Genomic DNA, 21,260 nt, shown 5'->3' with positions numbered 1-21,260 from the left:
CCCGCCTGAATACTATTAAGCTATGAATCGGATGGGTTCAGAGCGTTGTCCTTTTGTTCCGCGCCGCCCTCTTCGGTCGGGACGGGGAAAAGCCATGCCATTTTTGGGGGCGGCTTTGGCGCTCCTTTTCACCGTCAACAACGGGGTTTTCGTGTACGCGGCCGAATCCGAGTTTTGGACTTCCCGCCGCCAAGCCACGCGCAACAGCCGGACCCTCCGTCCCACGCCCCCCCTGCTGGCGGAACTTCCCGTGGGTGTTGGGGCCTCCCGCGAATCCCTTTTGCCCCCCGCGTACAAGACCCCCGATTGGCGTCCGGTGGACACCGGCGACTCGGCCGTTCGCGTCAACACGGGGGGGGCGGCCGCCGACCTTCCAAAACAGTTTGCCCAAATCATCCAAAACCGTGGAACCCTCCGCGATGTCTACATCGCCAAACAGCCGAACGCGCCCCTGGTCGTGCATATTCAGGATCTTCACGATTCGGTGGACGCTCAGAAAAACACGGCCGCGTTGATCGACGCCCTCGCGCGCGCGCGGGGCGTCTCGCTCGTGGGTCTGGAAGGCGCCCAGGGGGCTTTCGCCACGGGCTCTTTCCGGGGGTTCCCGGACGACCCCCTTTCCCGGTCTTTGGCCGAGTACTTCTTGAAAGAGGGGTTGATCGGCGGGGCGGAATTCGCGGGGTGGACCTCGCCCCATCCGCCGACCCTCTGGGGCGTCGAAGACGGCCGAGCCTACGCGGAAAACATCGATTCGGTGCGACGGTCCGCCAAATCCCGGGGACGGGTTGAGAAAATATTGGCCCAGGCCCAGCGGCTTTTGACGGACATTAAGAATCGAAAAGCCTCCGCCGTCTTTTTGGCCCTGGACCGGCACGTGACGGCCTACGCCGAGCAAAAGGAGAGCGTCGGGCCTTACGTGCGTTTTCTCCTTCGGCAAAAAGGCGCCGATCCCTTGGCTTACGGGAATCTCCGACTTCTCAGCGACGCGTTGGAGTGGGAAGCCGCCATCGATTTCCGAGCGGTGGAATCCGAACGGAATCAATTGATTGAAATATTGACCCGCCGGCTCCGCCCGGCGGATTTGGGCGCTTTGATGGAGGAAAGCCTCCGGTATCGGGCCGGCGATCTCACCTACGGCGATTACTACCGGGGTTTTCAGAATCGGTTGTCCGCCGCCGGGTTGGAAATAAATCGCTACCCCCAACTCCACTCCTACATTCGCTACGTGCTTCTTTCGGAACAGATCAACCGTGTGGAAATGTTGGGCGAGCTGGGGGCCCTGGAGCGCCGAACCCTTATATCAACGGCGGCGACCCCGCTGGAGCGTTCTCTCGTGGATTTGGGGCAGCGGTACCGTCTTCTGGACAAGTTGGTCCGCCACGCGTTGACGCCCGCCGAGTGGCGCGATTTTCAGGTGCACCGTCTCGATCTCATCGGGTTCGCCGAAGAATTGAACCGCGTGGCGGGGGACGCGGGATTGGCCGATCGGATGGAATCCCTCGCCGCCAACGATTTGGACCCCTTCGAGGATTTCTGCTCCCAAGCCCTCGCGCGAAACGCGGCTCTTGTCGATTCCCTGCTCGCCAAAATGAAAAACGAGAACGCGTCCCAAGCGGTGTTGGTGGCCGGCGGATTCCACACCGACGGCTTGACCCAACGGTTTCGGGAAAAAGGAATTTCCTACGTGGTGGTGACCCCCCGGGTCGTTGATTCGCTGGCGATGGGTCCGCGGGCGTTGGATGTTTTGGCGCGCGACCCCCTGCCTCTGGAAAAACTTTTTGCCGGCGAATCCATCAACCTTGTGACGCCCCGGGCCACGGCGGTGGAGGCGCCAACTCGGTACGGCCGGGTGTTGACCGGGTTGGCGGTAACCCTCGGGGTGTTCCTTGCCGCCGGTAACACGGTGGCCGGGCCCGACGCCTTGTTGGACCGAGCCGCCGGATTGCCGGACGTCGGCAACGTGCGTCTCGCTTCACTTCGGGGCGGCGATCGGCGAATTGAGATTGAGTGGCGCAACGGGGAAAAAACGCGAATGGTGGCCTCCGCGCGGGAGGGCAGCGGAACGGACGCCTCGGCGCCTTTGACCACGGCCTCCCTGGAAATCCAACGGGACGGCGCCGGGGAAACCAAAAACGTACGTCTCTATTCCGGGGGGGATTCATTCTTTGGTCGGGGACAAAGCTTCTTGGCGGCCATCTTCCCTTTCGGGGTCATTCGGCGACTTCTGGGCGGCCGGGGGATCCCCCCGGTTCCGCCGGTGAGCCCGATTGTTCCGACCCCCGGCGCCACGGCCAAATCCCGCGAGGAGGATCCCGTCGTCCTTTCGCGGTTGGCCCAACTTCTTTCGGCGCTGGGTATTCTACAGGACGAAATGGAACGGACCGGCGCCTTCGCCTCGAAGAAGGACTTGGTCGATCGGGTGCGTCGCGGCGATTTCTTGAACGGACGGTCGATGGCGGTTCGCCAATTGCTGGCCGAACACCTGGAAACGGTGGCGGTCCCGGAGGAGGCGGTTCTTTCCGCCGCGGCGATCGGCTCTCTTCTTCGGGAATTGGAGACCGCGGTTCGCACGCGGGGGCCCGGCCACGGTCTTTTGCGGGAATCGACGCGGTGGGAGCTGATCCAGTGGTCCTCGACCGCGGCGACGCCGGGAAACGGTGTCGCCGCGCGTTTAAAGCGATTCCTTGGCCGGCACCCCGTGTTGGGGACGGCCGTAATCGAAGAAATGGGTTTGCGGTTGTCGCGCCCGGGGGCCGGCAACGCCTTTCTGGAAAGTCGCCTTCCGATGGCCTTGTTGGGTGCGGCTTTGGGGTTGGCTTCTTCGCATTTGAATTTCGGGGCATTGGAAGTCGCGCTGGTGGGTCTTCAGGCGGGATTTATCGGGTCCCTTTCGTCGGGGCAAAAAAAATTCGTGGACGATCACGGGGCCGGTCAATCCGAGCGCCAGATCGTCTTGCGTCGGCGGGGAACCGTTCTTCTGAACACGGCCGCGGTGTTGGCCGGATCCTTCGGGGTCTTGATTAAATCGTATTTCGGTTTCGACGCGTCCATCGTTTATTTTGTTGTCGCGGCCCCGATGGCCGGAATCCTTGCCGCCATCCTGATCCACGCCCTTTGGAACCTTCTTTCGCCCGCGCGCTACCAGCTGACGCGCGCTCCTCCGGAATCGCTGGATACGCCCACGCCGCTGGGTTTGATGGATCGATTGCCCCTGCTGGAGCAAACCTTTGCCAACCGGTTGGCCGACTACGTGTCCCGGGAAGGTTTTTCGGAAGCGGAAGCGCTGGCCCGCGTTCATCGCCTTTCGCGATATCCGTTCCGTGAACCCATCAAGAACACCGCCAGTCAAATGACGAACTACTACTACATGCTGATTGGTTTGTGCGAGAGGTCGACGCCGAACGGGCGTCGCGCCGCGAAAGAAGAGAGACAGCCCGATTTGGCTTTGATGCGTCTCGTGTTGCTCGATCGCGCCGTGTCGCTGTCCCGGGCGGCCCGGCCTTTGATGGCGACGCTCCAACGGCCCGGCGACATCGACGACGCTTTACGGGACGAAATTAAATGGGACGTGCGGCTGTTTGCGCCGCTGGCGGCCAGTTTGCCGAAGGACCCCGCCTTGGATCTGGCGGGGATGGACATCGCCGCGATCATGACGGACTTGGTCGTTTTCCTTGAAAACCCCGCGCAATACGAACGAGCCCGCGCGGAACTTCTCGCCCGCGTGGGGAGCGCCGAGCGGTTGGTTGAGACCCATCGCGCGCTGTCCCAAGCGGGAGAGTCGCTTCGCCCCGCCAACGCCACCCGTTGGATGACCCAAGCCCGGACCAAAACCGTTTCCTCGGTGGTGAATAAGGTGATCGTCAATCCCAATTACGACACCGCCGGCGAAGTGAAAGACATCGAAACTCTTTCCATTGTGTTTGATCTCCGCGGCGCCGGACAATCCTTGGCCACCTGGCAGGAGTGGCGGACGATGGTTTATCAATTGAAGGATCGTTTGGAGGAACAATTGCGTTCCGTCGGCCCCGTGAGTTTCACCTTCCCGGACGAAAAAGAACAAGGCTACATCCATTACAATCTCGATTTAAACGGAATTCCTTGCGAGGTCCAATTTCAGACCATGGCCATTCACCAAAGGCAAGAGGCCGGGGACCGGGTCGCGCGCGTGGGGGGGCAAGCCCACTACGTGCGGAAAGCCAATCAACTCATGGCGTGGTTGGGCGAGAAAATCGGTTTCGCGCCCATCAAGATGACGCCCCATCGGCGCCTTTTTGAAGGGGACGCGGAGGCGGATTATAGCGCGCTTTTTGCCAAGGCCTCGAAATACACGATTGTGACGATGATGTCGCGGGAACAAATCAAAAACACCGACGCCGCGGCCGACACGGTTTTGCTTCCGGTGGGCGCGACATCGATGGACTTTCTGGCGAGTTCGGCCCTGGCCGCCTTCGAATTCAATTTCGAGGAATACCGCGACGTGGTGGATTGTCCCTGGGATGGACGGACCTTCCGGGACGGGAACGATTCGTCAAAAATGGGCCTAAACAAGCCGATGCCCAATGGCGCCTTGGTGCGTCTTGGAACCTCGCGGGCGCCGATCGTCGGCGCCGGGGAGCGCAACGACATTCGGAGCGCGGGACGAACCTTTCGTCTATGGGCCAAAGGCATTGTCGACGCCAAAGATCGTTCCCGTTTCCTCGAAAGCGGCGAGCGGTTCTTGTCGGAGATGGGCGTCGACATCTCCTTCGTCGGCCGCCGGGTTTTCCGCGCGAACAAGACGCTCGAGGAATTTTTGCGGAAATACGATTTGACCCCGGACATGCTGGCGTTGTTGGTGGGGGAGGAAATCTCCTCTTACACGAACATGGAGTACCGTCCCGTCGACCGGCTGATCGTTCCACGCATCATCAACGCGTTTAGCCGAACGGGGGAAACCCGGCTGGGGCAGGAAGGGTTGGATCTCGGCCATCCCAAAATTCAAGAAGAACTGAAACGGTATGTGGAATCCCAATTGGCCTCGATCCCCCGGTTCAAATCTTTGCTGACGCGCGTGGTTCCTTCTTCCGGACGATCGTCGGAGCTGATGGCGTTGGCCGCGGGCGTCGGATTGGGGTGGATCAATCCGCAGGTCGTGGCCGCCTCGATGGAACGCATTGCCGTTTTAATCCCCAAGGAAGGGGTTTACACGATTCCCGCCAGCGATCGGCGGGGGTTGTTGAATGAGATTGTGCGGGTTTTGGTCGATTTGGAGTTGGAGGCCACCTCGATTGAAACGAAAACCTTGGACGATGGATCGTCGGAAGTGACGGTGAAAATCGCGCGCGCGTCCAGCCTCGATCGGGAGGTGGGACTCGAATTTCAGCGGCGAATTCAGAATTTTCCCCGGGCGCGTTCCTATCCCAACGAGTATCTGCTCGGCCGTGAAGTGAATTATACGGTGTTGTTGAAGTCGGGGGTGTCGCTCGTGGAGGCCCTTTACCGGGTCACGGGGGTGCTGGGTTCCGAGGCGAACCGGGCGAACATCCGAACCATGGACGTCCACGTGGAGGGGGGCAATCGCGTCATTGACCTGGACGTTCAGCTCCCCGACGACATCGAAATTGATCGGCTGAGGGACGAAATGAACGCGGCGACAAAGAATTTGCGCTTGGACGACGCCAGCCAGGAAATGAAGGAGCGGGGCCCCTACGGAAGCCGAGGGGCTTCGTGGTTCCCCGGTCTTTACAAGTCGTACGCGGCGTGGTTCATTGAAACCCCGCTCCTTTTCGGCGCGTTGTCGTATTTCCGCGACCCGCTGGTGGCGTTCTTTGAGTCCTTGCCGGACCCGGGTTTCGTCGGGCTTCTGTACCCGATCGCGTTTTTGATGGGGCACGTCTTTAATCCCGCCGCTTATCGCGAACCGTCTGTTTACCGTTTGGCTTTCCTGAAGTCCCTCCTTGGATTCGCCTTCTTCCATTTTGAACCCACCGGTCTTGTGTGGGTCGGCGCGGCGATCTCGTTGGCCGGCCTGTCGGCGTTTCACTGGAACGAAAATCGCCGGGACGCGGGGCCCGTTTTCCAAACCGCCCGCGCTTTCGCCGATGTGGTTCGTCGGCGTGCCCGGGAGTCCGGTTTCAACCCCCTTTCGGTGGCCTGGGCCTGGTGGCGCGCGTCGCGCGCGTCCCCGAAGGCCGCCGACGACGTCGAGGCGGCGTTGGGCGCGGACGCCGTTCCCTCGGTTTTTTTTGACACGACGGACGGTCGCGCCACCCCTTCGCGCCGGCTCGGCGCCCTGGCCACTCTGACGGAAACAATGGTTCGTCCGGCCCGGCGCGCCTTCGGTTCGTGGGCACGACGCTTTATGATGGTGGGTTTTGGCGTGTTCCTTTCGACCTTGGGAGGGGCGGAGAAAAACGAACTCCGCAACCCCGCCGCCCCGCCGTCTGTTTCGGCTCCGAAACCTTCCCATCCCTTTCTGCCCCTGTTCGCCATGGTGGGGGCGTTGGGCGGGGGACTGAGCCGCCGGGAATACGAAGCCATTCGAAAAGACGTGGTGGATTCTTTGACGAAGGGAACGTGGAGTCTGGAGGAATTAGATCAATTTGCCCGTCGCGCGTTGGACCTCTACCGGGACGATCCCGTTCAATTAAACTGGTTGGCGTCCGGGGTTCGACGCGCCATTCCCAAAATCCCGACGGTCGGCTTCGAGGCCGAGACCCGCCCGACGGCCCAACGACTGCTCGAACGCGCGGAAGCGGCGTACGTGGTGTCCGTTGCGCGCCGCCTGGTGGAATCCGCCCTGAAATCGTTCGATGGGGCGCCGGAGGCGTGGTTGGCCGAGGTGGAAAAACAAACGACGGAGCTGGAAAAGCTGCATCACCGCTGGGACGATTGGAGCGGGCCGGATTTTAAGGCGATCGCCGCCGTGCGTCTGCTGCCGCGCCATCTCCTGCAATTGTTCGCGGACGGCGGCGGAGGGAAGAAGATTCTTTTGAATCGGGAAGCCGATGTTCGGGAGTCCCTGGAGTCGACGCGGGACCACCTCGCGCGCGTTTACGACGGGCTCGTGGCCACGCCCCTCTCCGAAGAATTGCCGAAGGACATGGACCATGTCAACGATTTCGCCCTCGCGGAGAGAGGGTCCCGGGGGGGCGGCGGGAACCTTTGGACGATCGCGTTCGCGTTGGCGGCGGTGGGATTGGCCCAGTTGGTGGCGGGGGCCGCGTTGGGAGACCCGACGTCGTGGGCCTCTGCCGTGGAAGGCGGATTGCTTTCGGCCGGGATGTTCGGCGCGTTGTCTCCGGACGGAACCGTTTCCCCCCTGAAAGACCAGCGGCCCGGATGGTCCCGCCGACCCCTGGGGGGAGGAGCCGAATTGCTGACGCCGCTGAGGGGATCGGCGACGGCGATCCCCCCCCAAGGGCTCATTGAAGCCGTGGGCGATCAATTCCTCGTGCGCAATCAATTTCAATATGAAAAAGTGTCGTCGTCGATTTCCGAAATCAATGATACGCTTCAAATCAATTTAATCAACGCCGTTGTCGAACGGGCCCGCCGGGATCCCTCCCGCCCCTTTGTTGTCTTGGATTGGGGGGCGGGGCAGGGGCAAGCCCTGCGCGAAATGGACGCGGCGCTTAAAAAAGACCACGCCGAGGTTCGAAACGTGGTTTTGGTGGGATTGTCGAACGTGTATTTCGAGGAATGGGAAACCCTTCCCGAAGGTGTCACGATGGTTTTCGCTCCCGCGCGCACGTTGGGCGATGTGGTTCCTCCGGAGTCTCTGGGATTGGTGTTCAGTCATTGGAGCCTTCGCAACGTCCCGGGCGAACGCTGGAGGGCGTATCTCATGGACCTGCTGCCCCTTCTGGCGCCGGGCGGGGTCGTTTTTTCGGACATCGCGCCCTCGCCGGCGGCTCTTCAGGAAATCGGCAAATATTATTTCGTCACGACGAATCCGTCCCGGCCCGACTTGCCGCTTTTGACGAAGCCGGTCGCTTGGCACGCCCAGGAGGTGGGCCACGCCAGCCTCGTTTCCCCCGAACATCCGGACCACAACGACGACGCGGTGCTGATCCCGGAGCGAGATCGCGCGGCGGGCGCCGCTCCGGGCGAAATCCCGGGCGTGGCGGTGTTGGATGGATACGGTCGAAAGAGTTCCGGCCGGGAAGCCAGTTCGTTGGTGGCGGACACCTTCCGGGAATGGATGCGGCAATTGCCGGCCATCCCCTCCATTGAACAAATCTGGATTGACGTGAATCGAACGATCACCGACGCGCTTGGGCGGATTCAACGCGAACTGGGGCATTTGCTCCGTCGGAGCCGCGACGAGGGAGCCGAGTTTTATCCGGGGACCACCCAGGCCTTGGTGATTCCGACCTTGATGCCGGACGGACGGCATTATCGTGTGATCGCCGTCGCGGTGGGGAACACGCACATATTCGTCTACAATCCGCGGGAAAAGCGGTTATACATGGTGACGGACGGGGAGCGGCCGCACAGCGGCCAAGGAAAGCGGGTTGGCGAGCGTTTGGCCGAAGTGGATCGCATGCACCGCCAGGGCGTCGCGACGTCGCGTGGGGCTCGGGACGAGGGCGTGCTGTTGAACGCCATTCAACCCGGCCACAATCCGAACAAGGCCGGACTCGCGAAAATGTTCGTGGGGGTGGACTACCATCCCATTGACGACGTGCCCGCGGGAAGTCGCGTCGTCATTTTATCGGACGGCGTTCACGCCGCTCTTTCCCAAGCGGATCTTTTGAATTTATTGGACCGTCACGCGGGAAAGACGTCCGATGAAATGGCCACGGTGTTGGTGGAGGAGGCCCAATCGGCCGTCAAAGGCAACCCGAAATTGAGCGGCGACGACACCACGGCGGCCGTGTTGGACCTTAAAGACCCCGATGGGGTTGGCTTTCATCGATCGTCATCGCTGATTTCCCTCGCGGCCATCGGGCTTGCCGGGGTTCTGGCGAGTTTGGGGTTGTTTTACGCTCCCGACGCCTCCGCCGCTTGGGCCACGTTGGCGGTGAACGCCGCCCAGCCCCTGGCCAACGCCCTGGGGCCCCTCAGCGCGGCGACTCTCGGCGTGCTCCCGGCCTTGGTGGTGGCCGTTCGGGACCGTTGGACGAACGGGAAAAATAAGCCGGCCGGCGACGGAATCGCGCGGGCCGCCATCGAAGCGTGGGGATTGGTTCGGGACGGTCGAACGCCCCGGCTCGAGCGGTTCCCTTTGGCCCCCGATCCGGTGCGTCAGGCGTGGGTCGGCTCGTTGAACGCGGTGAGACGGTTGTTGGCCGCGGCCGATCTTTCCGTTACGCCTTCGGAACCGCTTCTCGGGGAGACGCGTCGCCTGGGCCGCGACCTGGCCTTGTTGGGTTTTGAGGAGCTGCGGGATCTTCGGCTTTTCACGATCGAGGGATTCGTTCCCGCCCCGCTTCGGGCGCGGGTGGAGGAAAAAGACTTTGCGCTGTCCTTGCTGGATCAGCGCACGGGCGCTCCGTTGGTGGGCCTTCACGCGGCCGGCCTTGCCGATTGGCGCGAAGAGGAAAGTCGTCCGAATCGGCTCCAATTCGGAAACAACGCCCTGTTGACCACGGTTCTCCGAGAGGCGGCCACGCTGTCCAAAACCGATGGGGAGGAAACCAAGGACCTGGGGCTGGACGTTGATGGGTTAAGAGCGCTTTACGGTCGGGGTCTCGGTCCCGCGGCCATTGCCGAGCTTCAGGCCCATCGTTACCGGGCGGTCACGGCCTCCCGGCAAGGCCAGCGCCTTCAAAAACGGTCCCCCGGGGAGGGCGTGGCCGCGGCGGTGGACGACCTTCTTCCGCCCGGCGCCTTGGGGTGGACGCGATTGGTCACTTTGGAATCCGCGCGGGACTTGACCGATCGGGAAGGGCGGGACCGAAAAAATCGCTTGAACGCGCTGATTCTGGGGTTGAGCCGGCAGTGGGAATCGTCCAACCGTTTCGGACCGCGGGTGGAACGGTCGGATCTCTCGGCGCTGACGGGGCCCGCGACGGAACGTTGGTCGAACGACGTGTTTGTCGCCCGTTTGGAATCGGAAATCGTCCGAAACCTGGGACTCGGTGAATTGGAGTATTTGAACGCCGGACTGGCCCGCGAGGTCCTTCAACGGCTTCGCGCGGCCAACGAGGGGCGTCCGTTTGTGGAGGAGAGTCCGGGCGCCTTCTGGGCCCGGACCTTCGGCGCCGCCGGGTTGTTGATTAAACTCGGCGGGGCGCTTTACCCGCCCTCCGCCAGCGAAGGCGCCAACGGGCGGGCGTCGCTGGCCGCGAGGCAGGATCTTTCCGTCCGGCTGTTGATCGACGCCGCCGCACGTTCGCTTGAAAGCCAACGACCTCCGACCCTTCAAGGCCTGTCGCTGCTTGAGGCGTTGAATGTTTTGGCCCAAAGTTACAATCGGGCGGCCCGGGGAGCCGCGGTCCTCGCGCCCGCGGTCGACGAAGTGGACCGGGCTCTCCGTCAAGGGAAAGACGTTTTGGTTCAGGTGTCCCGTGGAATGGCCGACGGGGGCGCCCTGTCGGCGTCGGAGAAAACGCAATTGGACGTTCTGCGCGAACTGGATCGCCGCTTGAGCGGCGGCGTGGAAAACGAATGGAAAGGCGCGGTGGTCCTGCTTCTGGACGAGGGGGTTCACGGAAATTACGAGGACGTGGTTCGGCGGCTTTCCGATCGTGTCCGAGACGGGTTGGGCCAAAAGGGCGGCCTGTCCCTGGGGTTGGCGGCTTGGGGGCGGGGGAAAACGATCGAGGCCGTCCCCGGAGTCACCCATGTGCGGCAAGGTTCAAAGACCATCATTCAGGGAGCGGAGGTGCTCCGTCTTGGGCGGGGTCTCCACCTGGTGGTGGGAACGATTTTTGCGCTCCGGGAAGACGGGGTCGAATGGAATTTGAAAGGCGTGGAAGAGTTGGCGGCGTTTATCGTTTCGCTCGCGGGGGGATTGGTGAAAAACATGACCGCCGCGGTCGGCGAGGATATATCAAGGATTCGCTACCTGGAAATCCAGGCCTAACCTGAAATTCTCAGTCGCCCGCGGGATTCCACGGAAAATCCGGACCCTTCCCCTTCACAAAAAAGTTCGTCCGTGGTCACCGCTCCGACCTCCCTTTTTTATTTCGGGTCAGGGCCCCTCTTTCCCGTCTCGGTCCTCGCATTCAATTGAGAATTGCGGGTTAAATCGATAGGACGATTTTACCGAAGTTCAGTCGTTCTTCCATCCGCCGGTGGGCCGACGCGGCCTCTTCCAACGGAAACACCCAATCCACCACCGGTTTGAGCAATCCTTTCTTGACACCCTCCAACACGGCCGCCAGCCCGTCCCGCCGTCCCATGCGCGACCCCCGCACGGTGAGGTTCCGGCCGAAAAGGGTTCTTAAATCAAACTGGACCTGGCGGCCGCTGGTGGCGCCGCACGTCAGCAATCGGCCGCCCTTGGCCAGGCACTGAAGGCTTTTTTCAAAGGTCGTTTGCCCGATGTGTTCCACCACCAAATCGACCCCGCGCCCGCTCGTTTCTTTTTCGACCGCGGCGGCGAAATCCGTGTCCCGATAAAAAATCACCCCGTCGGCCCCGAGGGCTTTCGCGGCTTCCGCCTTTTGAATCGACCCCACGGTGGTCAAAACGCGCGCGCCGCGGGCCTTGGCGATTTGAATGGCGGCCACCCCCACCCCGCTGCCGCCGGCGTGCACCAACACCGTCTGGCCGGTCCGAAGGTCCCCGTTCACGACCAGCATTTGCCAAGCGGTTAAAAAGACGAGGGGAAGGGACGCGGCTTCCTCGAAAGTCAACGGCGCGGGGAGGGGGAACAGGTTCCCCGCGGGGACGCTCACAAATTCGGCGTAGCCGCCTTGGGAGCGTTGCCCCAGAATGTCGTAGGAATCGCACAAATGATCGTCTCCGGCGGCGCAATGGGCGCAACGCCCGCAGGAAAGACCGGGGGCCACCAGAACGGGTTGGCCTTTGGTCCAACCTCGGACCGCCGCTCCGGTGCCCTCCACCACGCCGGCGACGTCGCTGCCCAGAATGTGAGGAAATTCGATTTTTAGGCCGGGAAGACCCTGTCGCACCCAAAGGTCCAAATGGTTCAGCGCGCAGGCCCGGACCCGGATCAGAACGTCGTTGGGCCCCGGCGTCGGCACCGATTGTTGCCCGTGACGAAGGACATCGGAGGCGCCGTGTTCTTCAATCCAGACGGCTCTCATGAGAGCGCGAATCCCCGGTCGGTCGGCGCTCCGACTCCGGCGTCGAGGGGGAAACCGTTGGGGGGGCGGGCATTTCGACGGTGGGTCATGGGGCCTCCTGGCAAAAAAGAACTTTAACACATGGCGGGTCGGAGGACAACAAAAGGCCGACGGTGAAAAGGCGCTTGACTTCCGACGGGATCGTGCTATAATAGCAACAACACAAAGTTGTGTTCATAGACAGCGATGTCCCGCGAGACCTTTTCAACGTCCGCGGGATTTTTTTTTAGGGTCGGAGGGGGAACGGGGCTCCGATTCGAACGCCGAGCGGCCGTCACCGCCGGCGACAGACGAAGACGTCTTGCGCGTAAAAATCGCGCGGGACGTCTTTTTTATTGGAGGCAGCCCCATGACCATTTCATACGCCGTTTCACGCCGCCCCGGACCATGGTTCCGCGGGATCGGTCTCGGAGTGGCTTTCGTTTTTTCCTCGCAATTCGTCTTGGCCCCTTGGGTGGAGGCCGGTTTTTGGGAGGAACGACGTCGGGGGGCTTCTCCCGCCGCTCCCCCTTCCGCGAACGCCTTGATGGCCCAGTTGCCCGCCACCGTCCCCACGGACTTTTCAACGCTTTTTACCGCCCCCGCGGCCGACCGCGCCCCGGCGTCCTTGTCCCAACTGCCCGCTTCGCTGGGCCGGCTGGAATCGATCCAACGGCCCTCGACCGCGGCGCCTCTCGTGATTCTCATCCAGGACGCGCACCGTGTTCCGTCGGCGCAGTTGAATATTTCTTTGATTTTGGCCCGGCTGCAGGCCGGGGCGCGCTCCCTGCTGGTCGGGGTGGAAGGCGCGGCGGGGCCCTTTCGACTCGGCGCCCTCCGTCGCTGGACCGACGTTCGCGAGCGGGACGCCGTGGCCGGTTGCCTGGTGCGGGGGGGCGTTTTGAACGGCGCCGAACATTTCGGCGTGGTTTCCGCCGCGGAACCGTCGCTTTGGGGGGTGGAGGCGCCGGAGGAATACCTGGCCAACGTCGCCGCGTTGCGGGAGAGCGCGGCCCGCCGCGGCGCGGTTCTGGAAAGGGTGGACCGCTGGGCCCGGGACGTGGACGCTTTGCGGGACCGATTTTTAACGCCGGAAGCCCGGGAATGGGACGACGCGCTGGATCGCTACGATCGCGCCGGGGAATCCGTCGTCGATTTCGCCGCCGCCTTGGGAAAATCGGCTCCCGGCCCGTTGCCTTCCGAAGTGGCCAAACTCCTCCGGGTCGTGGCGCTGGAAAAGGATTCGCCGCGACCCGCGGTGGAAGCCGATCGTTCCCGGGCTCTGGAGCGGCTGGTGCCCCTGTTGACCTCGGAAGAGACCGCGCGATTGTTGGATAACACGGCCGCCTTCCGGTTGGGACGCCTTTCCGCGGCCCATTATTACGGAGGGTGGCGGGCGTTGGCGGCTCGTCATCGAATTCCTTGGGGGGGATTTCCGTCCCTGGCCAAATACACCGAAGCGGTCGGCCTGGCCGAAACCATTTCCCCGACTCTTTTGTACGATCAAATGGAGTCGCTTCGATACCGGACGACCGCCGCATTGGCCCGGTCGTCGACGGAGAGAAACGTTTTGGAATTGAGCGCCGATCTGCGGACTCTTCGGCGGCTGGCCGCGCTCGAATTGACCGCGTCCGATTGGTCGGCGACCCGGCGTCGCCGGTCCGCCTTCGAGACCCTGGAAACCCGTCTGTCGGCGCTCACCGGCACCTGGCCCCAAACCGACGCCCAGGCCTGGAGGGACGATTTGCGTCCCGGGTTTGCTTTTTACGAAACGGCCGAGAAGAGAAACGGGGCTTTGGCCGACAATTTGCTGGCCCGGGCGAAAGCCGCGGGGGCCGACACCGTCGCCTTGGTGGCGGGGGGGTTTCATTCCGCGGGGTTGGTGGAAGCGTTTAAAGCCCGCGGAACCGCGACGGCGGTGCTGACGCCGACCATCGGACAATGGAACGCGGCCTCCTCCTCCGTCGATGCGTTCACCGTTGAACGGACCCCGTTGGAACGGCTTCTGATGGGCCAAAAATTGGATTTGGCGCCGCCGTCGGCGTTGGCGGATCGTCCCTTGGACGAGCCCGGTTTGGGGGCCATGGCCGAGCGGTGGGCGGGGTTGGGGCGCGGCGCCTGGCAGTTGGGCGTTCAGGAAAGGGCCGCCGGTTTTGAAGATTGGGCGGAGAACCAAGGCATCCCGGTGCGCGGGGTGAAATTTCAGGAGGAACGCCGGGAGGCCCGGGTGTCGGTGGGCGGCGTGGAGGCCGACATCAAAGTGGTTCCCGGTTTTCGGGACGACGCCAGCGGGGACTCCCCGCTGGAAGAATCCGGCGTCAACGGCCGATTGAATCTTCAGTCGCAGGACACCGTCGTGACCGGCGAGGTCTCTCCGGTGCAACGGCGCGCGCCGTTTTCCCTGCAACGTCTTCGGGTGGTGGGCCGATGGGCTCTGGGGTTGTTGCCCGAGACCGTGGCCTTCGGCGTCCTGGTTTCGGTCGGCGCGGTTTCCCTGTCGGGAATGTCCTGGGGCGGTGGATTGGCCCTGGCGGTTTTGGGAGGCGTTGGTCTCCGCGGTTTCTGGAAATGGGGAACGCTTTGGCACGGATGGGGACACCTGTGGGGGCTGGAAGGCTGGGCTCCGCGGGTTTGGGCCGCGCGGTTGACCGCGTACGACCCCCAAGGGTGGTCGACGCTGGTTCCGGGCGTGAGGCTCTCGTGGTCTGTTTTGGGCGGCTTGGCCCCCACGTTGGCGGTGGCGTCAACCGTGTCGGCGGCGCGTCTCCGGTGGGCCGCGGTCCTGGGCCCCGTTTTCAGTTTACTCGCCGCCGCCGCGGCCGGAACCGCCGCCGTCGCTCACGCGTTTCCCCCGGTGGGCGATTTGGCCCTGTGGTCCTTTTCGGCGGTCAACGGCCTGTTGGCGGCCGCTTCGTGGTCCGATTTTGCGGCGTTTTGGCGTGGACGCGCCGTCGCGCTCCACTGCGGCGTGATCGGCGTGGTTTTCGGCGGTCCGAACCCCGGCGCTCGGGCGATGCCGACGGCCTTGTCCAACCTCTTGGACAAAGCCACGCGTCGAACGCTCCACCGGGGCGGTCAATCCGGGGGCGTGGCCTCGGTGGTGGCCCGGGAAAACGGCCACATTGAAATCGGATTTCGAGTCGAAAAAACGGCCAAGGAGAAGAACCGGCGGGCGCCGTTGGCCGCGCTCATGGCCCAGAGTCGCGACCGGCTCGGCGCCGCCGCGGACAAGGACGGGTTCGGCGGCTTAAGCAAGATCGTCTCCATCGCCCACACCCGCTACGGGACCAACCTGGCCCCGCCGGTGGCCCAGAACGCGCACCCGCATATGGGCGAATCCCGCACGGAAACCATTCTGTTCGTGGGCGACCGGAACCGCCACGACGCCTACGAACGATCCTGGGAAAAACCGGCCGGGCCCGGGGAAATAAAAAACGTTTCCGCCCCCCGGGGCGTGGCCATCGCCCACAACGGGGACGACAACGCGACCGTGGCCGTTCGCTGGCCCGACGGGCGCGTAATGGAAATATCCAACGACGACGACGCGTTGATCAGCGAACGTTTAACGGGGTTTCGTCCGTCGGGCAAAGGGGACTCGCCGCAAATCGCGACGCGCTTGGACCGTTGGATCACCCAAGGGTCCGTTCGGAGCGCCTTGTCCTTGGCGCTTTTGATGACGGGGCTGAGCGCTTTGCCCCGGGGATCGGAAAAGAAATTCGACGAGGCGGCTTGGGGACGGGTTCCCACCGCCGCCGCCGTCGCGGGCGCCATGCAAATCCACGCGTTGGAAACCTTCGGGAAAGACGTGGCGTCGCTGCTCGCTCGTTTTCCGGAAGCCAAATCCCTCGAAGATCTCTACGCGCGGGCCGGCGGGCCTTCCGCGGCCGGGATCGACGGTTTGACGTTGGAGGAAACGGCGACGTTGGTCCCGGGATCGGCCCTGGAGGGCCTCCGGGATCGGCTGGCCGAACACACCCACGCGGTGTTGAGCGGTTTTGAATGGTGTCGGGACGCGGACCCCGGAACGCGCGAGGCGACCGCGCGACAATTGGCCGATTTGTTCCTGAAATATTTTTTCACCGGCGATTTGCGCCGGGCCGGCCTCCACCTCGTCCGCCGGGCCGATACGACCTCGACCTACGGCCTCATGGCGTCTTCCCTGTCGGAGCCGGAGAGCGCCCTTTGGGCCCGTTCCAACCAGCCGTTTTATTTGTGGATTTCGGACGATGGGCGGAGCGTGGCCGGCAGCAGCGAATCGACCGCTTTTCTGGGAAGTCAAAGCGGCGACAGCCCCTTCGCGCACCGGTTGACCCTGGCCAACGGCGAAGTCGCTTTTCTGTCCGGAACGCGCTTGACGATCGACCACGCGACGAAGGGTCGCGTGGCGGAATTCGATTTGACCGATCCGGCCGGCGTGTTCGCCCATCGGCGGTGGCTCGACCTGCGGAAAAGCCGCCGGGTCCCCGCCATTTCGGAAGACGGCGACGCCCCCGAAACCCGGGTCCGGGACGATTTCAACCGGGTGCCGAAAGTCGAAAAGGCCATTGCGGCCGATTTCCAAAAGCGATCATCGGACAACGCCAAAACCGGACGGGCCTTTGCCGACCAACTGCTGGAACGGCTGCTCGCGCGCGACCCCAACGACGCCGGGTTGGATCTGGTCATCGTGGGAACGGAAAAAAGCTTCGACGAAGGAAAGACCTTCGGCGAATTGCTGGAAAAAATATCGTCCTTGGCGGGTCGGCGGCTTCGCACGGAAACGGTCTACGGGGCGGATTTTACCCGCGAGGATTTGATTCGTTTGCGGGACCGGGGATTCAACGAGCACACCCTGGTCTTGGGTTTGGCCAGCTCGGGACAGACCGCGAACACCTTTTACACCTTGGAAAATCTGTTTGAAGCCTGGCGGGCGTTGACCGAAACGAACGGGGGGGACGGCGGAGCCACGCCGCCCCATTTCCTGGTTTCTTCCCACATGGACAATCCCTACACCGAGGAATTGCTGGGGCAGGGCCTGGGGGATGGGGAACCCTTCAAGGAGCGCAACTTCGTGACGTTCCCGGCGCCGTTGGATCCCTTTCACCCGGCCGAAGCGGCCACGGTGACCCACAAGGCGGCCGAACGCCTTCTGAAAGAAGTGGCGCTTTTGGTGGCCCGGCGTCTGGCGTCTCAACGGAGTTGGGCCGGATCCCGGTTGACCGCCAAAACCGTGTCGTTGATTCGAAAGATGATCGATAACGGCGATGAATTGGACCGTCGGATCGTCGGGTTGGACGAGGACGGGAACCCTCACGTTAACAGCCGGGGAGAAGTCAACGACGTTCCCCGCCAGATCGAAGCCCTGGGGAAAAAGCTTCGGCAGGCCCTCCTGGAGAATCTGTGGACCGCCGCCGCCACGGCCCTGTTTGTATTGGGGACCCTCGAATTGCACGCCACCCCGGCCAGCGTGCTGCTGGGTTGGTTTCCCAACAGCGCGTTCGTTTTCGCGGGGGGCTTGCCCCTTTTGGCGGGTTTGTTCGGCGTTGCGGCTCTCGGCGTGGGGGCCTGGAAATCGCGCCTTCGGTGGCACCCGTTTCTGGCCCTTCTCGGCGCGTGCGTCCTCGCCAGCGCGGGGATCTTTTTGGGCGACGTGACGGTTTTGGCGTTGGACGCCGCCGGCACCGCCCTGGGGTATAAGCCTTGGGGGATGGCGTTGGGCGTCCTGCCGTTGCCCGTGGACGCCTCCCCGGTCACGCTCCTCAACGCGGCGAGCTACGTGTTTTTCTCCGCCGCGTTCATGCTGGGGTTGCGGAAAGCCCAGGGGCGGTTGTTGTGGGACCGGTTCCTGGGACGCGTTTTGGTGGTTGTGGATCCGCTGCACGCCAACGCCCGATTGAGCGCCGCTCGCTGGCGGCGGATGCTCAACCTGCGCTTCGGCTGGATGGGCCTCTACTCCGTGAACGAGTCTTCGCTCGGCCGCATGACCCACGAGGAAGCGCCCAACACCAACGTCCGCGGCACGCTTTACCTGCAAAACGAATCCCGGGTGAGCGAAAGCGCGACGGCGATGAATTTCAAGCAGTTGGGCGGAAGCCCCAACGGCCCCGGCCACGCGTGGCGCATGGGCATCGGCCACAAACCGATCGCGGAAGCCAACGCCGCCTTTACGGAAGGCTACGTCTCTTTGGCCATGGCGGACGACAACCCGGCGGGAACGGACGCCGATTTGTTGACCCTCCAGGAATATTTCCAGGACGCGGGCGCCCGGGACACCGCCGGCATGGCCCTGGCCTTGAACGTGGCCGAAGGCCTGGCCAACATTCGGCCCCTGAACTTTGTCATTGGTCAGACCTCCAGCGAAGCCAAAACGTCGACGACCCAGCAACCGCACCCGCCTCTGCCGGCGGGCGTTGTTCGCGAAGTTTTTGGGGCCCCGATCCCGGCGCCCAAACCGTCCCAACGGGCGCGTCCCCGGGCCCCCCGCAAGAACGCGGGCCCGTCCAATTCATCCCCGGGCGTCAAGGTCGTCGAGGAACCCGCGGCGCGACCGTCGGCCCCTTCCCGCTTGGAAACCCCGACCGCTTCCGCGGAGGCGTCCCCTTCGGAGGCGGCCGCCATCGGTTCTTCCGCGGAAACGTCGGCGGGCCGAACGTTTTCGTGGCGTTCCTGGGCGCCGGCTCTTCGCGGCTATGTGAGTCGGGCGTTGAAACTGACCGTCTTCGCCCTGATGATCGGCGTTTTTCTCGCGATCCCCGGGTCGCAGAGCCGGTTTCCGGAGGTCCAATCGGCCGTCCTCTCGAACTTGCGAATGGCCGGGGAATTGGCCTTGCCGGCCGGTCTCGGACGCCCCGAGGAGCGCCGGAAGTGGGACGCATCGCGTCCCGTTACGGCGGCCCCGTATTGCTCCGGGAGACGGCCGGACGTCAAGGGAAAATACGAACGGTGATCCCCGCGGGTTTGAGCGTGGAGGTTCTTTCGCGGGAGGCCCATTGGGCCCACGTCCGCGTCGGGGCGGTGGAGGGTTATGTTCAATCGGCCTATGTGGGGACCGGTCCCGGCCGGACGATGGATTCGACGCCGGTGCGGCTGACGGCCCAAGAAGCCTTTGTTTTTCCGACGATCAAGTCCGACCGGGTGGCGTTGAACGGCCATCGGGAGGGCGTGCAACGCGCGTCCTTCTATCGAGAAAAAACCCGGTGGTTGTTGATCGAACACGAGGGGCGTCTGATCTGGACGCCCGCGGAATCGACCCGCGCTTCGCTCAATCCCCAGGGCGTGGTCACCAAGGCGGGGGTGGAGTCGTTGTTGTCCGAGGAACCCGCCCCGACCGACGGTTTCCATTTGAAAATCGATGACCGGGCCCCCGGGGGTGGGGCGACCGCCCCGGCTTTGGACCACGTGGGGACGGCCTTGGCCCTCTTGGCGGCCTTTTCAAAGACGCCGGGCGGACCGGGGGAATCGGCGGTTCCCCGTTTCTTGGCGCTTTTACGCCAGCGAGGGGTCCCCGTAACGCCCGAAATCCAATCCGCCGTGGCGGCGTTGGTCCCGGCCCTTCGGCCGGACGCCGCGCAAAACCAAGGCGGCGTGGCGGTGGTCAACCTGTTGGGGGGGCTAAAAAAAGGCGAGTTCCGGGAATCGGTTCTCCAAATCCTCCGAACCCGGACCGAGGCGGAGCGCGGTCCCGCGATTCTTTTGGTTCGAAATCCCCAGCACCTGGGAGCCGTCCGGCGACAGCTTCGAGCTTTGGGCATTGATCCGGCCCATCCCCGCTTGCGTTTCGTCCAACTCACCAAACTCACCGAGAGCGGGTTGGCGGACCCCTTTGACGTCGCCCGGGAGGCTTCTCCCCGGGTGGTTCTCTCGGCGGTCTTGGAGCGGGGCTTGTCGGCCTTGGAATACCGTCAATTGGACGAAGTCTTCCTTCACACCCCCGTGACCGACACGACCCGCTGGGTGTCGGGAGGCGATAAAATCAAGATCCTCATCGTTCTGTTGTTGGCCGGGACCGTGGTCGCGGCCCCTTTGCCTCAAGCCGACGACCTGCGAAAGGCGTTGCGCGTTCTCCAATCGGCCTAGCCGAACCCCTTCCGCGCGGTCCCTCCTCCCCAATGGGGGGGGAGGGACCGCTGCTTTTCGGAGGAGGGATATTTGCTAACATAAGGTTCACACCACATTTCGGGAGCCGCCATGACTAAATTGAAACTGGGCATGCCCAAGGGCAGCCTGCAGGAATCCACCATTGAACTTTTCAAGAAAGCGGGCATTCGGGTCAACGCCTCCGAACGCTCGTATTTTCCGACCTCGGACGACGACGAATTGGAAATCATGCTCGTCCGTTCCCAGGAAATGGCGACCTACGTCGAGGACGGGGTCTTTGACGCGGGATTGACCGGCAAAGACTGGATTATGGAGTCCGGCGCCCAGGTGAAGGAAGTTTGCGAACTGCTCTACGCCAAGTCGGGTTTTCGGCCGGTTCGCTGGGTGCTCTGCGTTCCCGAAGATTCGCCCATCAAGTCCGTCAAAGACCTCCAAGGCAAACGCATCGCCACCGAAGTCGTCAACATCGTCAAGAGCTACTTGACCAAAAACAACGTGGACGCCAAGGTCGAATTTTCCTGGGGCGCCACGGAAGCCAAGGCCGGACGCTTCGTCGACGCGATCGTGGAGCTCACCGAAACCGGCTCTTCCTTGCGGGCCAACCGCCTTCGAATCGTCGAGGAATTGCTCACCTCCTCCACCCGCTTCATTTGCAACGAAAAAGCCTGGGCGGATCCCTGGAAGCGCCAAAAAATCGAAAACATGGCCATGTTGCTTCAGGGCGCCCTGGCCGCCGAAGGGCTTGTCGGCATCAAAATGAACATTCCCGAAAACAAGCTGGCCGACGTGACGAAACTTCTCCCGGCCCTCCGGAAACCGACCATCTCCCAACTGACGGAAAAGGGCTGGGTGGCCTTGGAAGTCATCATGCCCGAAAAAGAAGTGAAAAAGAACATCCCCGCCTTGAAGCGCGCCGGCGCCGAGGGGATCATCGAATACCCTCTCAACAAAATCATCTACTAAACC

5 protein-coding genes are annotated in these 21,260 nt (G+C 63.1%); 4 read left to right on the top strand and 1 reads right to left on the bottom strand.

Features of this window, described 5'->3' with window-relative positions:
* Positions 1–94: 94 nt before the first annotated feature.
* Positions 95–11,011, top strand: a complete 10,917-nt coding sequence (locus IPP68_04110) for a hypothetical protein (GenBank protein ID MBL0349544.1) — start codon at positions 95–97, stop codon at positions 11,009–11,011.
* A 160-nt stretch (positions 11,012–11,171) separates the two neighbouring features.
* Here IPP68_04110 and IPP68_04105 read toward each other — a convergent pair whose 3' ends face one another.
* Complete coding sequence (locus IPP68_04105; GenBank protein ID MBL0349543.1) at positions 11,172–12,200, bottom strand: zinc-binding dehydrogenase; 1,029 nt, start codon at positions 12,198–12,200, stop codon at positions 11,172–11,174.
* 565 nt (positions 12,201–12,765) lie between these two features.
* On the opposite strand from IPP68_04105, the gene IPP68_04100 reads away from it, so the two are divergent.
* From IPP68_04100 to IPP68_04090, 3 genes are all read left to right on the top strand, one after another.
* Positions 12,766–19,143 (top strand): hypothetical protein, encoded by a 6,378-nt coding sequence (locus tag IPP68_04100; GenBank protein ID MBL0349542.1) that lies wholly within the window; start codon positions 12,766–12,768, stop codon positions 19,141–19,143.
* Positions 19,062–20,273, top strand: a complete 1,212-nt coding sequence (locus tag IPP68_04095; GenBank protein ID MBL0349541.1) for a hypothetical protein — start codon at positions 19,062–19,064, stop codon at positions 20,271–20,273. Before IPP68_04100 ends, IPP68_04095 begins: the two co-directional genes overlap by 82 nt.
* A 111-nt stretch (positions 20,274–20,384) precedes the next feature.
* A complete protein-coding gene (locus IPP68_04090; protein ID MBL0349540.1) occupies positions 20,385–21,257 on the top strand; it encodes an ATP phosphoribosyltransferase in 873 nt (290 codons plus the stop codon).
* The last annotated feature ends 3 nt before the right edge of the window (positions 21,258–21,260 follow it).

The sequence above is a fragment of the Elusimicrobiota bacterium genome, from assembly GCA_016722575.1.
Taxonomy (GTDB): domain Bacteria; phylum Elusimicrobiota; class Elusimicrobia; order FEN-1173; family FEN-1173; genus JADKIY01.
Note: the sequence above shows the minus strand (reverse complement) of the source record. Positions and strands in the feature narration are given on the sequence as shown.

What these genes read in the sequence shown, in the direction of transcription:
- IPP68_04110 (MBL0349544.1), top strand. Translation starts at nt 95, where the DNA reads ATGCCATTTTTGGGGGCGGCTTTGGCGCTCCTTTTCACCGTCAACAAC.
- IPP68_04090 (MBL0349540.1), top strand. Translation starts at nt 20,385, where the DNA reads ATGACTAAATTGAAACTGGGCATGCCCAAGGGCAGCCTGCAGGAATCC.
- IPP68_04100 (MBL0349542.1), top strand. Translation starts at nt 12,766, where the DNA reads ATGGCCCAGTTGCCCGCCACCGTCCCCACGGACTTTTCAACGCTTTTT.
- IPP68_04105 (MBL0349543.1), bottom strand. Translation starts at nt 12,200, where the DNA reads ATGAGAGCCGTCTGGATTGAAGAACACGGCGCCTCCGATGTCCTTCGT.